We start from the raw sequence: 14,937 nt of genomic DNA, 5'->3' as shown, positions 1-14,937 counted from the left end.
GGAGTTCTAAATGAATATTCTTTTTTGCGGCGATCATCACGCTGAAGACGGTATCTTGATTGCTATCCTATCTTTATTAAAAAATTCTGGAGCTAAAGAACTACATATTTATATTTTTACAATGTATGCTCAAAGCTACAAAAAGCAGTTTCAGCCTTTTAGCAAACACACCGCAGATTATTTAAATTCACTTTTAACTAAACAAAATTCCAAAAACACATTAAAGCTAATTGATTGTACTGGTGTCTTTGTTAAGGAGCCACCTCTAGCCAATATGGGAACTCACTTTACTCCTTATGCCATGTTGCGCTTATTTGCGGATCAAATTCCACAATTACCAGACAAGGTTTTATACCTTGATGCAGATGTAATTATTAGACAAAATTTATCCGAGCTTTACGAACATGATCTAACCAATACTGAATTTGCCGGCGTACTTGACTATTGGGGTCGCTTCTTTTATCACAACTTACACGAACACAAAGCATTTGACTATATCAATTCTGGAGTTCTGCTGTTAAATTTAGCAGAAATTAAACGTACCCGCTTATTTGCCAGAATCAGGCAACTATTACAAACCAAAACTGTCTTAATGCCTGATCAAGCAGCACTTAATCGCTTAGCACGCGAAAAAAGGATCCTGCCACGCCGCTACAATGAGCAATACAAACTAAAACCCGATACTGTTATACAACACTTCACTACTAGTTTTCGTTTCTTGCCATTTTTCCATACACAAACAGTCAAACCTTGGGAGGTTGACCGCGTTCACGATGTGTTAAAATTACACGAATATGATGATTTATTAGACGATTACCTTGCTATTAAAGATAATTTAGTTAAAAGTTGATATTTTAGAGGAGATTACATGATGACTATCCCAGTTTTTTATACAATTAGTGACGATTTTACCAAATATGCCGCTATCTCGCTTAATTCTCTAGTTAAACATGCAAACAGCACTAACGACTACACTGTACATTTTCTGAGTCAAGATTTAACTGCCAAGCATCAGCATGATCTACAAGAGTTAGGCAGTGATAACGTTCATATTGAGTTTTGTAAAATTAACGATGAATTAGTTGCTCCGATTCAAAATCGCAAAGAAAACTATTTACGAGCAGACTTTTTTACAATGTCGATTTTCTACCGATTATTTATCCCTGACCTATTTCCTCAATATGATAAGGCCATCTATATTGATAGTGATACCATCATTAATGATGACATTGCTAAGCTATATAACACTGAGCTAAATAATAACTTATTTGCAGCTTGTACAGATTTGTCAATCCAATATGTTGACAAAATGGTGACTTATATTAAAGAGGTCTTAGCTCTTGATCCCAAAAAATACATTAATTCTGGAATGCTTGTACTAAACTGTCGTGCCTTTCGTGAAGAAGGGTTTATCGATCACTTCATGAGCCTTTTAACCAAATATCACTTTGACTGTATTGCGCCTGATCAAGATTACTTGAATGAAATCTGTGATGGACGGATTTTGCACCTTGATCCTAAATGGGATGCAATGCCAAACGATAATACGGAGCCTCTTACAGATCCTAGTCTAATTCACTACAATCTTTTCTTTAAGCCATGGCATTTTTATGACGTGCAATATGACCAATATTTCTGGGACAGTGCTAAAGAAACTAAGTTTTATGACGAGCTACAAGCCGAGCGCAGCAACTACACTGACAAGCAGCGCACTGATGATCGACAAAAACTTGATAAAATGTTAACCAAAAAAGATCAAACTATCAATGATCCCAATAATTGGGCACGGATCAAAGAACAAGGACCAGTTAATTTATGATTATCGGCGACAAGCGCGAACAAGTAATTCAAAATATCAAGCAAGCAGCTAATCACGAACACTTTACCGCTAAAACTGAAATTGGAGATCCTGTTTTGTCTTTAAATGAGCGAACAAGATTAGTCAGTGATTTTTGGCAGGATCAAAGTAGCTTAAAAGGTAAGATAAATAACAAAATTGGCCATGCAATTTTTAATATTTTGGTACATACATTAACTGCTTCTACCAAATTCGATGGATTAGAAAACCTCAAAGATATCCCTACTGGCGGTGCAATTGTTACAGCTAATCACTTTAATCAAATTGACGAATTTGCCATTAAACACCTTGCAAGTAAAACTCACCATCAATTAGCAATTGTAATTGAAGATACCAATTTAAAATTGCCTGGTTTTTTAAGTTATTTAATGCACTATGTCGGAACTATTCCCCTAATTAGAAGCACTAACTATATGGGTAACGAATTTCCTAAACACTTGCATGATGCACTTGCCAAAAATAATTGGGTTTTAATTTACCCAGAGCAAGAAATGTGGTGGAACTATCGCAAACCACGCAAGTTACAGCGCGGCGCCTATTATTTTGCAGCTAAACAAAATGTTCCTATTATTTCAACTTTTATTGAAATTCAAACTATAAATAAGAAAGAAAAAGATCACCCTAACTTTTACAAAACCAAGTATATAGTCCATGTTTTGCCACCAATTTATCCGCAACCCGAGCTAAGTCTTAAACAAAATTCGCAGCAGATGCTTGAAAAAGACTACCAACAAAAGGTAGCAGCTTATGAGAAGTGTTATCATAAAAAACTAGACTATCGCTTTACACCATGGGACATCGCTGGTTGGTGTAATGAATAAATATATAAGCTAATTAATAGACTTTATGCCGTTAAAAGATTATCATAATCATAAGAATAACGTTTGAATAAAAGAGAAAGAGATGTTTTTAATGGAAAAATTCACAAAAGAATCTTTAGCAAAATTTGATGGTAAGAATGGTAACCCTGCATACGTTGCGATTGACGGTACTGTTTACGATGTAACTGGCAATTCTCATTGGACTGATGGTGAACATCACGGTGTTGAAGCTGGTCGTGACTTGACTGAGGCAATTGCTCAATCTCCTCACGGTAAGAGTGTATTAGGTAACTTAAAAGAAGTTGGCACATACAGCGAAGACTAATTAAGTTTAATATAATAACAAAAAATGTCTGGATACTTCCTCTTTATAAGGATTATTCAGACATTTTTGTTTTGGTTTGTTATTTTATACTAACTAGTTAAAATTAGCTTGCTTAACATAGCGATTATTATCAATTGTATAGTAAGCTTTATTTTTAATAGTTACCGGCTTGCCGTATGTACGCAATGTTTGACCTGCCTTGACAACCTGCCGACCAACTCGTTGACCATACCGATTATAAATATAAGCATTATGAGTAAGCCCACGTTTAGTGCCATCAATGTTATCTGCCGGAATTCGTTCACCATTACCGAATTCATAAAATTCTTGACCATTAATCGTTTCAGATACAGCAGCATAACACATTGACCCTACACTAAGAATTAATTTATTAGTCCGCTGACCATTTTGATCATAGATATAAGTATCTCGCTTAACATTGCCATTGACTACAATTCCCTCAATATAGCCAGGACGCTGCGGTGTAGCAGCGTTATCATTAAGATCTGCCTTTTTAACAAATTGATCATTGCCAATACTATAATATTCTTCGCCATGCATGACTACAGGATCACCATAAGTCGCAATACTAGTGCCACCTTTAAGTTTACCCTGACTAGTAGCCTCACCATATTGATTATAAATAACAGAATTGTGAGTCACAGTCCAAGTTTTATTATCAATATTACCGGCAGCCAAATATAAATCTTGACCTAAACTATAAAACTTACGTCCATTAATAATCTTAGTGCCATAAGTTGCAACCTTAGTACCAGTTTTCAAAGCAACGTCGTTAGTTCGTTGACCATTTTGATCATAAATATAAGCATTATGAAATAATTCTTTTTCGACCCCTTGGTCAGCAGTCGCAGTTTTAGTGGCTGTATTCGTAGTATCGGCTGCCTTAACTACTTGATTATTAAGCATTAGTGTGCTGCCTGCAGCAACACCAGTTAAACCTAAGCTAGCAACTACCAATGTGCTAACTTTAATATCTTTTATCTTTCCCAACATCATCATATCCTTTCAATTAGTTTCCTAAGTTATATAATACAGTATAACTTAACTTTATCAAATATTTATTTTGATTTGTTATATAACAAAAAAGGTACAATATCACTCAACATAGCAATATCATACCCTTTGGGCTCAAAAAGATTGACTTTAAGAATTCATTTGTAAATACTTTTCTGCGTTACGCAAATCAACAATTGAAAGTTGTCCTGGAGCTGAAGTTTGACCAACAGCTCCAAACGATAAGCTCGATCCAAAGACTTGCCCTGCAATCCGACTTACCTTACCTAAATCTCCCATCGCCATCGTAATCAATGGATTGGGTAGTTGGTCATGGACATTTGTAGTTGCTGCTAAAAGCGTTAAGACATCTTGTGGTGTTTGCGGCATACATGCTAATTTAGGTACATCCGCACCTAATTGTGCCATCTTTTTTAACCTGAACTCAATCACATCTTGCCCAGGAACCTTTTCAAAGTCATGATTACTCATAATTACCACCACATTATACTTATGAGCTAACTCAACTAGTTCCACTATCTGTTTTTCATTATGAAAAAGTTCAATATCTACCGCATCACCTAAGCGATTGGTAATAATCGTCTGCAACAATTCAAGATAGGCGGATTCTGCTAAATCACACACGCCTCCTTCGTTCTTAGTTCTAAAAGTTACCAAAATAGGTAATTCACCAACTAATTCACGTAATTGCTGTGCAGTAGCAACCAATTGCTCATTATCTTCAATACCTTCAGTATAGTAGTCAATCCGCCACTCCATAAGATCAGGACTAGCCGCAACTATTTCCTTGGCATTAGTAATGATTTCCGCCTTGGTTTTACCAACATTGGGGACAGCAATTTTAGGTAAGCCTTCACCTAAAATTATATTTCTGATTTTTACAGTTGCCATGGGTTACCTCAATTATTTGTCTTCATCAGCAAACATAATTTGTTTAATATAATCAGTAGGCATATCTTGACCCGTCCACAACTTAAACGAAGCAGCACCTTGTTCGATCATCATTCCAATTCCGTCAAAAACATGTTCAACTCCGGCTTTTTGTGCAACCTTCATCAGTTTAGTTGTTCGCGGAGAATATACTGTATCAAAAACAACCATATCCTTATGGAACCAAGTTGGATCTTCAACTAAAGTTTTATCTTCTAATGGTTTCATCCCCACGCCAGTTGCGTCACAATAAATATCACTAGCTGCAATTGCCGCTTTAAATGCTTCTTGATCATCAAGATTAGTCAATGAAGCTTTGCAATTGGTATTTTCTTGGATAGTTTTAACAGTCTTTTCCGCTTGTTCCCATTTAGCATCTTTAATATTGAAAATCTTAATTTCCTTAACTCCATCAAGAGCTGATTGAACTGCAATTGGAGTAGCAGCACCACCAGCGCCAGTTAAAGTCATTACCTTGTCTTTAACAGAAATGCCTTCATCCTTTAAAGCTTGCACAAAGCCAATTCCATCAGTTGTATAACCGGTCAACGTCCCGTGATCGTTAACAATCGTATTAACTGCATCACACATTTTTGATGCTGGTGATAGCTTATCCAAATATTGCATAACTGCATTTTTATTCGGCATTGACACATTCGAACCACGCATATCTAACGTTCTAATTGCATCAACTGCTTTACCCAATTTGTCATTACCCACTTCAAAACAAAGGTAAGCATAATTTAACCCTAACTTAGCAAATGCATTGTTGTGCATCGTCGGTGACATTGAGTGCCGAATTGGATCTGCCATCAGTCCGATTAAATACGTATGTCCATCTAACCAACCTGTAATTGGTCCATTTATACCTGTAATTTTATTAGCCATAATTTTTTCTCCTTTATTTAAATAATTTAATTACCATTAATCAGCGTTAGTATTATCAGCTGCTGCTGTACCAGCAACAAAACCAGAAGCATAGCTCCAGGAATTCATCATACTTGGCATTGAATCCTTACCATTAGCTCCGCCCACAATCTCACCAGCAGCATAAAAATCAGTAATTGGTTCTAGTTCTGTATCCAATAATTGCATTTGCGGTGTAGTTTCATAGCCACCTAAGGTTGTACAAAAACGCAACTTTTGTTCAATAACATAATAGGTATCACCCTCATACTCATGCATAAACTTAGCCGGACGACCAAATTCTGTGTCGCAACCTGTCTTAACTGCAGCCGTATAATCCGCTAGCGTCTTTTGTAGATTAGCATAATCTATTCCAGCTTTTTGGGCAACCTCGGCTAAGTTACCTTTAACCAAAACTGGACTCTGTTTTCCTTCCAAAGCAAAATAGCCAGCAATTTCTTCAGCAGTAAAACCATATTTTAGTAATAAGGCATAGAATCTCTGCCAAATTCGCTCATCCATTACAATGTAGGCTGTTTGATCTTTTTGAGCAACAATGGCATCCCTAAAATGAGTATACGGCGCAGATTCATTGACAATTCGTTTACCAGCATGATTAACAAAGATTGCACCCATATCAGTAGCTTCTTTAGTAGAATATGTGGTTAATTTAGCAATGCCCGGTTCTACTTCCAAGCCATGTGGATATACCTTATACCAATCCAGATTACGTGTTACTAAGTTCATGTTTTTAGCAAAATCAAAATAATCACCAGTCGAAGTCATTGGCCCATAGTAAGGAATATTCGTCTTGTGTTCGCGATAATCACGTGCACCCCAGCCACCAGCCGCTAAAATTAATGACTTAAAATTAACTGTAGTTGTCTGATGCTTACCCTCTGCAACTAAGGATACTAATTTATCACTATCATTTTTAATTAGTTCTTCAACACGCGCATCCAATAAGATCTTCCCGCCTTTTGCTTCAAAAGCCTTGGCCACCTTAGTTATAACTTCATACGAACTTTCAGATGGCATTTCAATCTGCCGATCAACCGAGTGCTCTACTGTTTGTGTTTCAGCCTTTTGATATTGTAAATCAGCAAATTCAGTAATAAAATCAACTGCTTTACCAATATTATTGGCAAGTAAATCTGACAACATTGGATAATTAGTCCCGCGACATTCACGCGCAATATCTTTGACTAAGCGGCTAACAGAATCTTTTTGAGCTTCTGCACCCAATAACCTAGCAGAGACTTTTGAACCTGTACCAACCACGTTTGAACCGTTTAAGGCAGTTGCACCACCTAAGTAGCCGTTCTTTTCTAATACTAAAACCTTTTTACCCATTGCTAATGCCCGCGATGCAGCCATTAGGCCAGCCATTCCAGATCCAACGACTGCAACATCAACATCTAGAGTAACACTTTTATGTTCTGGCTTATTCTGCGACTGGGCAGGTTTAATATCATTATCCTTAAGTGCCTTTTGTCCTGCATCAAGCATAGCTTGCGTCATAATTGAAGCACCTGAAACTGCATCAACAGCAAAACTCTGTTCATCCAGTACATTCTGCTTTAATTTACCAAAAACTTGATCAAAAATAGCTGGAGTTTCTGAACTCTTTGTTACCTGCAAATCGGTAATTTTATTTCCATCTACAGCAATATCAAAATCAATTTGACCATTACGCCCTTGAGCCTGTGCTTTAATTTTTTTAGTTGTCATATTGAACCTTTCTTTTTAATTGTGCCTATTTATTCAGCGATATTAAATTTACGTCCCCGCATAATTAAAACACCAGTTAAAACTACTGAAATAATAGCGATAATCGTGGTAATCCAGAAAACCATTAATGTACTGGCCGAGTTGGCTTTTAAGACAAAGGCTGCCACTAGTGGGGCAACAAAATAAACCACTGCTGGTGCAAAACTATAATAAGATGTAATTTTCCCGTGACCTTGTGGAAAATATGAAGTCAAAACAGACAAACCAACCTGCCAAACACCACCAGCCGCAAAGAAACCAACTAAAACCGCACCAATTTCACCAGAAATAGCAGATGGATTAAGTACCATTAATAGCAAACCACAAGCTGAAATAGCAGCATAAGTCAAAATTAAATATAGCCGCTTCACTTTTGTAACCAAAGCTGAAGTCACAAACACAGAAATTAGCGATGCAATTGAATACCATGACACTAGTTGATTAGCATTAGCTGCTGATTCATTTAAAACATACTGTCCATAGTACGGCGCATATAGTGAAAAAATATAAAAAGTAAAACAAAGGGTAAAACCTAAAGTAATAATCATAACTCCATCAACTGCCAGCTTAGGCTGATTACCGGTTTGGCCAGTTGCCTCAACTTCAGCTTGGTCACTTGAGGTTTCATCTTGAGTCTGTGGTGCATAAGCTACTTTTAATGTTAACACTATATCTAGCAATAAAATAACTACTAAAACACTAGCAGTAATTTTAGGATCCTTAATCAATTTAACCCAAAACGGAAACAACATTTGCATTACCTGCATAGCTGCCTTAACAAACGAATTCATCGTTGCAGTTTTATCTGGAAAAGCATCAGCTAAGGCAGGATACCCAGCAGTATCACCAAAGGAATTAGTTGCTCCAAAAAACATGGCTGCAATTCCAGCTAACCAAACATTATTAGCAAAAGCTGCACCTAATAAGAAAACGATATCACAAGCAAGTGAAATCAGTAAAGTATGCTTACGTCCAATACGATCAGAAATTGAACCAGCAAACAGAATTGTAATAATTCGACCTAAACCAACCATTGCCATCACGATTGAAATAGCCGCTTCACTAGCATGCCAAGCTTGAGCCAAGACTTGCCGATACTGACTAATAAAGATTGTCGCCGCACCAACTACTGCATAATTCAAATACACAGAAGTTGCTGCGCCAACATAACGTTGTCGTTTCATAAACTCTCCCTATAAAAATATTTGTTTTTTTAATCAGTATCAATATACCGCTTTCTAAATAAAAACAACAATTAGTTTTGTTCTAGACTTTATTTAATAAAACTATATCTTATCAAGGCTTTAACTCTAGGATTTTACCATTTAAGAAATTGCACTGCTTACTACTAAAATTCATTTACTGAACTTTACACTATTATTTTGATTAGTTAATATAAATTATCTTTGCGATTTTATAGTTAACATTTATAATTTAGGTATCATACAAAAACTTTTGAGGTAAAAAATGAATTTAAATCAACTTTACTATTTTCGCGAGTTAGCTGATCAAGGACAGTATACTAAAGCAGCGAATCAACTTTTTATTAGTCAACCTACCTTATCCGTTTCAATTAAGCAATTGGAAAACGAGCTTCACTGTCAACTATTTAGACATGCTGGTCATTATGTAAAATTAACGCCCTATGGACAAATCTTCTACGACACAGTCGTCAATTCATTAGATACACTTGATAATGGCAAAAAAAAGCTAAAACAAAAAATTAGCCAAGACCAAGGAAACATTCATATCGCCAGCATCCCTACTGCAATTGGTACTATTTTGCCTAAAATCATTAAAGTTTATCAACAAGAAAGTAATACTTCAGCCCATTTTATTTACCATGACAATCCTTCATACCAAGTTTGTGAAGGGATTGAAAACGGTTGGTATGACATTGGAATTTGTTCTTTTGTCCCTAAATATCGCTCTTTTACCTATATCCCACTTTATACCGAAGAAATAATTGCTATCGTTGCTAAAGAAAACAGCCTTACAAAGATTAAACAAATTTCACCAGAAGAATTACGTGGTGAAAATATCATTACCTATTCCCAGAAAATTCAAATTGGTAAAGATGTTACCGATGCACTGTTAGCTGCCGCTTCTGATTTAACAATTACCAATCGACTTCATGACGAATTAGCGATTGCTGGTCAAGTAATTACCAATAATCTAGTTGGAATTGTTGCTAATACTATTTATCTTAGTGGTTTCGACATCCATAAAATAAAAATTGATTTACCGAAAAATACTCGACAATTATATTTAGTTTATGATCCTGTTAATCAGCTTTCGCCAGAAATATTTGATTTGATTAATTTTTTAAAAGGAAGCAGACAAATGATTCAAGACTTAGCCGATGAATCTGTTATGGATAGTAATTATCATGACTAATTCAATCACACAAAATGCCTTACGCGCACTTTTATATGAGGTTGCCACTCAGCCTAAACCTGGCTTAGTTGACCCTGTTAGCTCAGGTCCACATCCTGACATGGATATCTATACCTTTATTGACAGTAGCCTAAGTCTAGAAAGCTATTTAAAAGCAGCTGAAATGCTAGGGCAAACATTCAGACAAGATAATTTAACCGACATGTTCTTTGAATTACGCCAAAAAGGTCTTGCTGCTGAACAAGAGATGTATGCCGCCACTAATAACGTCAATACTCATAAGGGTGCAATTTTTGCATTAGGAATTTTCGTTTGCGCCGAAAGTTACGCACAAACGCAGCAAGCTGAATTATTCACTACTATTAGACGAATGTGCGCAGGTTTAGTCGAACATGATCTAAATAAAAATCGTGATCTTCAAACTGCTGGAGCAAAAACCTATCAAAAATACGGTTATGGTGGTGCCAGACAAGAGGCACAAAGTGGTTATCCAATTGTTGAACGAGTCGCTCTGCCTTTCTTAAAGGAGCAAACTGGTCCTATCCAAGCGCGAATTTTGGATACTCTAATGAAGATTGCCTCGGTTGCAATTGACAGTAATTTGATTAAACGAGCAGGTGGTGACATTAGTGCTGTAACTTGGATCCAAGAACAAGCTAAAAAGTATCTTGCTTTAGGTGGATATCAAACTGTACAAGGAAAGGAATTTTTACTGGCATTTAACCAAGAAATGACTGATAAAAATTATAGTCTAGGTGGCTGTGCTGACCTGTTAATCGTGACCATTTTTGTAGCATTAGAGCGTAATTATTTATAAACAAAAAGAAGTTGACTTTGATCAACTTCTTTTTAATGATTAAATTTAATTTTTAATGTGTTGAGGCGCCAGAAGCAGTATCTGGGATTGACGCACAAGCCGTATCTGCTGCAATTCGGCCAAACGTAAAAATATCTGCCAACGAATTTCCACCTAACCGATTACCGGCATGTAATCCGCCAGCCACTTCACCAGCAGCATACAGACCAGCAATTACTTGACCATTTTGGTCAAGAACTCGCGTCTTAGGATCGATTCGTAAACCACCCATTGTATGATGAATCGCCGGTTTACGTGGAGTTGCATAAAACGGTGCTACTTCACATTTCAAATTAAAGGTACTCTTACCAAATTCAGGATCTTTACCTGCATCAACATAAGAATTATATTTTTTAACTGTTGCTACTAAAGTTGCTGGATCCATACCAACTTTTTCAGCCAATTCTTCAAGCGTATCGGCCTTAAATAAAGTGCCAGCTTCAACTTGAGCATCAATTGACTCCTGTGTAGTATTATAAGCGGTTTCCTTAATCTTATCATCAGCAATTAGGTAGAACAAGCCACCATTGTCAATCGCTGCTTTAGCCAAAGTATCACGCTCAGCAAATTCATTAACAAACCGTTCACCCTTTTGATTAACCATAATAAAGTTTTCAGGTGGAGTTTGCAGTCCAGAGAACAATTCACCGGTTTTTGGATCAGAAACTGGCATCAATTGGATGAATCCCATACCAACCAAATCCGCTCCGGCTTCTTGTCCTAGAGCAATCCCGTCACCTGTAATTGCAGGTGAATTAGTTGTTGCAATATCATCAGCAATTTCTGTCCAATAAGTATTGTACTTTTGAACCATCGGCGTATTAGCACCAAATCCACCAGATGTTAGAATAACTTGTTTAGCATGAATCGTTATTTGGCTGCCATTATCTTGTTTAGCAACTACGCCGACTACTTGTCCATTTTCAATTAATAAATGCTGTGCCCGAGTTTGAGTTAAAACATTAGCACCGTGCTCTTTAATCCAATCACCTAAAACATGGACAAAAGCATAACCCATTGGTTCAACTGGCTTGTGTCCTCTGCGCCATAAAGCACCTACTGGCATCGTAACTTGCTTACGATCAAACTTAACTCCTAAATCTGTTAGCCATTTAACAGAATCAAGTACATTTTCAATTAATTCCTTAACCAAATCATAGTTACCATGAATTTCTTGACCATTAAGATCCGTTCTTTTACCACCTAAATAAGTTTGAATTTCATGTAGTAATTTTGAATCAAATAAATAATCCGCTCCTGTTGCCAAGTAATCATTAATCTGTTTTTGTAATTGTTTAAAATCATCCTGGTATTCAGTATCAATTTCAGCAATTGGAGTTTCTGCTAATTCTTTTAAAGTTTCCTTTTCACCAGGCAAAGCCTTAAACTCTTTTTGCCAGTCAGGTTCAGCAGCATTCATTGGGCCACCGGCGCGAGTAGTATTACCACCGATTTGTGGATATTTTTCTAATAAAATAACCTTTTTACCATTTTGAATTGAACGAGCTGAAGCTGCTAAACCAGCACCACCAGCACCAATCACTACAACATCTGTCGTAAGCTCTTGATCGCTAGCTTGTGCCAATTCTGGTTTAGCCCTTTGTTGCCACTCGTTTGCATCGCCATCAGCTTCTGTAATTGCCTGTGCAACACCACTAACAATTCCGTTACTGGAAATAGTAGCGCCACTGATTGCATCAACATTTAGAGTTTGATAATCAACAATTTCTTTAGGTAGACGCTTAAATACTTCATCAGCCACGCCTTTAGTTTCACCACTTGAATCAACCGTGATATTAGTGATTTTATCATCTTCGATTGATACTTCCATTGGCATAGAGCTTGAACCATGACCCTTAGCCTTAACTTGATATTTTCCTGTTTTCATCGTAGTAGTTTCCTTTCACTTTGATTACTTTTAATTAAATTTTACTAACTTTACCGAAATCTGTGAAATAGTTTTCTAGCAAATAGGTTATAATAGTTTTGTTATCGAAAGGAGCTCACTAATGAAAAATCCAGAAACCTTGTTACACTATCTTGATGTTCTACTAAAAGAAAGTAATTTTACCAAAGCAGCTCAAGAATTATTTATTTCGCAGCCCTATTTAACTCAGTTAATTAAACGTATCGAAAAAAAATTAGGTACAACAATTATTGACCGACAGCAGATTCCTTTCACACTAACAAAGGCTGGAAGTATTTACTATAAATACCTTGAAAAAGAAATTGTAGATAAAGAAAATTTAAATCGACAGCTTCTTCCTATCATTCAACCAAACACAGAAGTCATTAGAATTGGCATTTTGGAAAGCCTGGGAAGCTTTTTACTAGCACAACTATTACCAGATTTTCTAGATAAAAATCCTAATATTAATATTCAACTCAAGGAAACTTCTCCCCGAAATAATGAAACAAATCTTCTCAATGAACAAATAGACTGTTATATTGGACAAAACCCAGAATCAATTAATCAAGAATTTGACCTCCACATAAATGGTAGTGAAAAATACTTTATCATAATTTCACCTAAATCAAAATACTTTAAAAGAGGAAAGTTTATTCTAGAATCTGATGAATATGACTTGCAAGAACTATTACAAGAACCATTTGTTGTCAGTAATTCAAATTCTGCAATCAGACATCAACTAGATGCAATTTTTCACCGCTTTAACGTTAAGCCCAACCTAGTATTAGAGAGCAACAGTATTATAACTGTCACTAATTTAGCAATCAAGGGAGTTGGCTTAACGATCTCGGCAGCAAGTATTATTAAACGCATGGCACAAACACCAATTAACCTATTACCCCTAGACCCAAATTTAATTAATATTAGATACTTCATTGCCACCAAAGCAAAAAGACCTCAAACTCCAGGGATAACAAAACTAATTAATTCATTCAATGAACTAGAAATCAAACCAAAAATCAAGTAAAAAACCGAGGATGATATTCATCCTCGGTCCTCTTTTGCTCCGGCTGACAGACTCGAACTGACGACATCTTGATTAACAGTCAAGCGCTCTACCAACTGAGCTAAGCCGGAATATTAAAAAAAGCACGGCAACGTCCTACCCTCGCAGGCAGTTTCCCACCAACTACTCTCGGCGTTAAGAAGCTTAACTTCTGTGTTCGACATGGTTACAGGTGTTTCCTTCTTGCTCTTGCCACCGTACTTTTTATTCTCTTTGAGTTTTTACACTCAAAACTAAATATAATCTACTCTTTTACCGTTCCACTCTCTTACCAAATTGCACTCGCTTTTGGTCAAGTCCTCGACTGATTAGTACTAGTCCGCTCCAAGTATCACTACTCTTCCACTCCTAGCCTATCTACCTCATCGTCTTTGAGGTGTCTTACTACTTTACGTATGGGAAATCTCATCTTGAGGGGGGCTTCGCACTTAGATGCTTTCAGCGCTTATCCCTGCCATACTTAGCTACCCAGCTATGCCTTTGGCAAGACAACTGGTACACCAGCGGTATGTCCATCCCGGTCCTCTCGTACTAAGGACAGCTCCTCTCAAATTTCCTACGCCCACGACGGATAGGGACCGAACTGTCTCACGACGTTCTGAACCCAGCTCGCGTGCCGCTTTAATGGGCGAACAGCCCAACCCTTGGGACCTACTACAGCCCCAGGATGCGACGAGCCGACATCGAGGTGCCAAACCTCCCCGTCGATGTGAACTCTTGGGGGAGATAAGCCTGTTATCCCCAGGGTAGCTTTTATCCGTTGAGTGATGGCCCTTCCATGCGGTACCACCAGATCACTAAGCCCGACTTTCGTCCCTGCTCGAGTTGTCTCTCTCGCAGTCAAGCTCCCTTTTACCTTTACACTCTATGAATGATTTCCAACCATTCTGAGGGAACCTTTGGGCGCCTCCGTTACTCTTTAGGAGGCGACCGCCCCAGTCAAACTGCCCGTCTGACACTGTCCTAAATCTCGCTTAGAGATCCTAGTTAGAGTAGCCATCAAACAAGGGTAGTATCCCAACATTGCCTCTGATAATACTAGCGTACTATCTTCTCTGGCTCCT

13 protein-coding genes, 1 tRNA gene and 2 rRNA genes (1 of these 16 cut by a window edge) are annotated in these 14,937 nt (G+C 37.2%); 7 read left to right on the top strand and 9 right to left on the bottom strand.

Features of this window, described 5'->3' with window-relative positions:
- Positions 1-10: 10 nt before the first annotated feature.
- The 4 genes from OZX56_RS00300 to OZX56_RS00285 all read left to right on the top strand — a co-directional run bounded on the left by OZX56_RS00300 (position 11) and on the right by OZX56_RS00285 (position 3,004).
- Entirely contained in the window at positions 11-850 is an 840-nt protein-coding gene (locus OZX56_RS00300) for a glycosyltransferase family 8 protein (protein ID WP_277139739.1), read from the top strand.
- Between the two features lie 21 nt (positions 851-871).
- Positions 872-1,819 (top strand): glycosyltransferase family 8 protein, encoded by a 948-nt coding sequence (locus OZX56_RS00295; protein WP_277139738.1) that lies wholly within the window; start codon positions 872-874, stop codon positions 1,817-1,819.
- A complete protein-coding gene (locus OZX56_RS00290; RefSeq protein ID WP_277139737.1) occupies positions 1,816-2,679 on the top strand; it encodes a lysophospholipid acyltransferase family protein in 864 nt (287 codons plus the stop codon). The genes OZX56_RS00295 and OZX56_RS00290 overlap by 4 nt, the downstream gene beginning before the upstream one ends.
- 91 nt (positions 2,680-2,770) lie before the next feature.
- Positions 2,771-3,004: a cytochrome b5 domain-containing protein gene (locus OZX56_RS00285; RefSeq protein WP_277125198.1), complete on the top strand. Its 234-nt coding sequence runs from the start codon at positions 2,771-2,773 to the stop codon at positions 3,002-3,004.
- 93 nt (positions 3,005-3,097) lie between these two features.
- Here OZX56_RS00285 and OZX56_RS00280 read toward each other — a convergent pair whose 3' ends face one another.
- The 5 genes from OZX56_RS00280 to OZX56_RS00260 form a co-directional block, all read right to left on the bottom strand.
- Positions 3,098-4,024 carry an SLAP domain-containing protein gene (locus tag OZX56_RS00280; RefSeq protein ID WP_277125200.1) on the bottom strand — a complete coding sequence of 309 codons (927 nt, stop codon included), beginning with the start codon at positions 4,022-4,024 and terminating at the stop codon, positions 3,098-3,100.
- Positions 4,025-4,168: 144 nt separating this feature from the next.
- Positions 4,169-4,930, bottom strand: a complete 762-nt coding sequence (aroD, locus tag OZX56_RS00275) for a type I 3-dehydroquinate dehydratase (RefSeq protein WP_277139735.1) — start codon at positions 4,928-4,930, stop codon at positions 4,169-4,171.
- Positions 4,931-4,942: 12 nt separating this feature from the next.
- A complete protein-coding gene (locus tag OZX56_RS00270; protein WP_277125204.1) occupies positions 4,943-5,857 on the bottom strand; it encodes a shikimate dehydrogenase in 915 nt (304 codons plus the stop codon).
- A 36-nt stretch (positions 5,858-5,893) separates the two neighbouring features.
- Positions 5,894-7,606 (bottom strand): FAD-dependent oxidoreductase, encoded by a 1,713-nt coding sequence (locus tag OZX56_RS00265; RefSeq protein ID WP_277139734.1) that lies wholly within the window; start codon positions 7,604-7,606, stop codon positions 5,894-5,896.
- A gap of 29 nt (positions 7,607-7,635) precedes the next feature.
- Positions 7,636-8,829: an MFS transporter gene (locus OZX56_RS00260; RefSeq protein ID WP_277139733.1), complete on the bottom strand. Its 1,194-nt coding sequence runs from the start codon at positions 8,827-8,829 to the stop codon at positions 7,636-7,638.
- 283 nt (positions 8,830-9,112) lie between these two features.
- On the opposite strand from OZX56_RS00260, the gene OZX56_RS00255 reads away from it, so the two are divergent.
- Both OZX56_RS00255 and citG read left to right on the top strand, forming a co-directional pair.
- Positions 9,113-10,042, top strand: coding sequence for a LysR family transcriptional regulator (locus OZX56_RS00255; protein WP_277139732.1), 930 nt, complete (start codon positions 9,113-9,115; stop codon positions 10,040-10,042).
- A complete protein-coding gene (gene citG, locus OZX56_RS00250; protein ID WP_277139731.1) occupies positions 10,008-10,859 on the top strand; it encodes a triphosphoribosyl-dephospho-CoA synthase CitG in 852 nt (283 codons plus the stop codon). Before OZX56_RS00255 ends, citG begins: the two co-directional genes overlap by 35 nt.
- 52 nt (positions 10,860-10,911) lie before the next feature.
- Here citG and OZX56_RS00245 read toward each other — a convergent pair whose 3' ends face one another.
- A complete protein-coding gene (locus OZX56_RS00245) occupies positions 10,912-12,786 on the bottom strand; it encodes a flavocytochrome c (RefSeq protein WP_277139730.1) in 1,875 nt (624 codons plus the stop codon).
- A gap of 121 nt (positions 12,787-12,907) precedes the next feature.
- Here OZX56_RS00245 and OZX56_RS00240 point away from each other — a divergent pair, with 121 nt between their 5' ends.
- On the top strand, positions 12,908-13,834 hold the full coding sequence (locus OZX56_RS00240; RefSeq protein WP_277139729.1) for a LysR family transcriptional regulator: 927 nt from the start codon (positions 12,908-12,910) through the stop codon (positions 13,832-13,834).
- Positions 13,835-13,871: 37 nt separating this feature from the next.
- On the opposite strand, the gene OZX56_RS00235 is transcribed toward OZX56_RS00240, so the two are convergent.
- From OZX56_RS00235 to OZX56_RS00225, 3 genes are all read right to left on the bottom strand, one after another.
- Positions 13,872-13,944, bottom strand: a tRNA-Asn gene (locus OZX56_RS00235).
- Positions 13,945-13,956: 12 nt separating this feature from the next.
- A 5S ribosomal RNA gene (gene rrf / locus OZX56_RS00230) occupies positions 13,957-14,073 on the bottom strand.
- A gap of 88 nt (positions 14,074-14,161) precedes the next feature.
- Positions 14,162-14,937 (bottom strand): 23S ribosomal RNA (locus OZX56_RS00225) (it continues 2,141 nt past the right edge of the window).

Source organism: Lactobacillus sp. ESL0684, assembly GCF_029392675.1.
Taxonomy (GTDB): Bacteria; Bacillota; Bacilli; order Lactobacillales; family Lactobacillaceae; genus Lactobacillus.
Note: the sequence above shows the minus strand (reverse complement) of the source record. Positions and strands in the feature narration are given on the sequence as shown.

Excerpts from the sequence above, each read along its gene's own strand:
- citG (WP_277139731.1), top strand. The coding sequence starts at position 10,008 with ATGAATCTGTTATGGATAGTAATTATCATGACTAATTCAATCACACAA.
- OZX56_RS00240 (WP_277139729.1), top strand. The coding sequence starts at position 12,908 with ATGAAAAATCCAGAAACCTTGTTACACTATCTTGATGTTCTACTAAAA.
- OZX56_RS00295 (WP_277139738.1), top strand. The coding sequence starts at position 872 with ATGACTATCCCAGTTTTTTATACAATTAGTGACGATTTTACCAAATAT.
- OZX56_RS00300 (WP_277139739.1), top strand. The coding sequence starts at position 11 with ATGAATATTCTTTTTTGCGGCGATCATCACGCTGAAGACGGTATCTTG.
- OZX56_RS00285 (WP_277125198.1), top strand. The coding sequence starts at position 2,771 with ATGGAAAAATTCACAAAAGAATCTTTAGCAAAATTTGATGGTAAGAAT.
- OZX56_RS00270 (WP_277125204.1), bottom strand. The coding sequence starts at position 5,857 with ATGGCTAATAAAATTACAGGTATAAATGGACCAATTACAGGTTGGTTA.
- aroD (WP_277139735.1), bottom strand. The coding sequence starts at position 4,930 with ATGGCAACTGTAAAAATCAGAAATATAATTTTAGGTGAAGGCTTACCT.
- OZX56_RS00260 (WP_277139733.1), bottom strand. The coding sequence starts at position 8,829 with ATGAAACGACAACGTTATGTTGGCGCAGCAACTTCTGTGTATTTGAAT.
- OZX56_RS00280 (WP_277125200.1), bottom strand. The coding sequence starts at position 4,024 with ATGATGATGTTGGGAAAGATAAAAGATATTAAAGTTAGCACATTGGTA.
- OZX56_RS00245 (WP_277139730.1), bottom strand. The coding sequence starts at position 12,786 with ATGAAAACAGGAAAATATCAAGTTAAGGCTAAGGGTCATGGTTCAAGC.
- OZX56_RS00265 (WP_277139734.1), bottom strand. The coding sequence starts at position 7,606 with ATGACAACTAAAAAAATTAAAGCACAGGCTCAAGGGCGTAATGGTCAA.
- OZX56_RS00290 (WP_277139737.1), top strand. The coding sequence starts at position 1,816 with ATGATTATCGGCGACAAGCGCGAACAAGTAATTCAAAATATCAAGCAA.
- OZX56_RS00255 (WP_277139732.1), top strand. The coding sequence starts at position 9,113 with ATGAATTTAAATCAACTTTACTATTTTCGCGAGTTAGCTGATCAAGGA.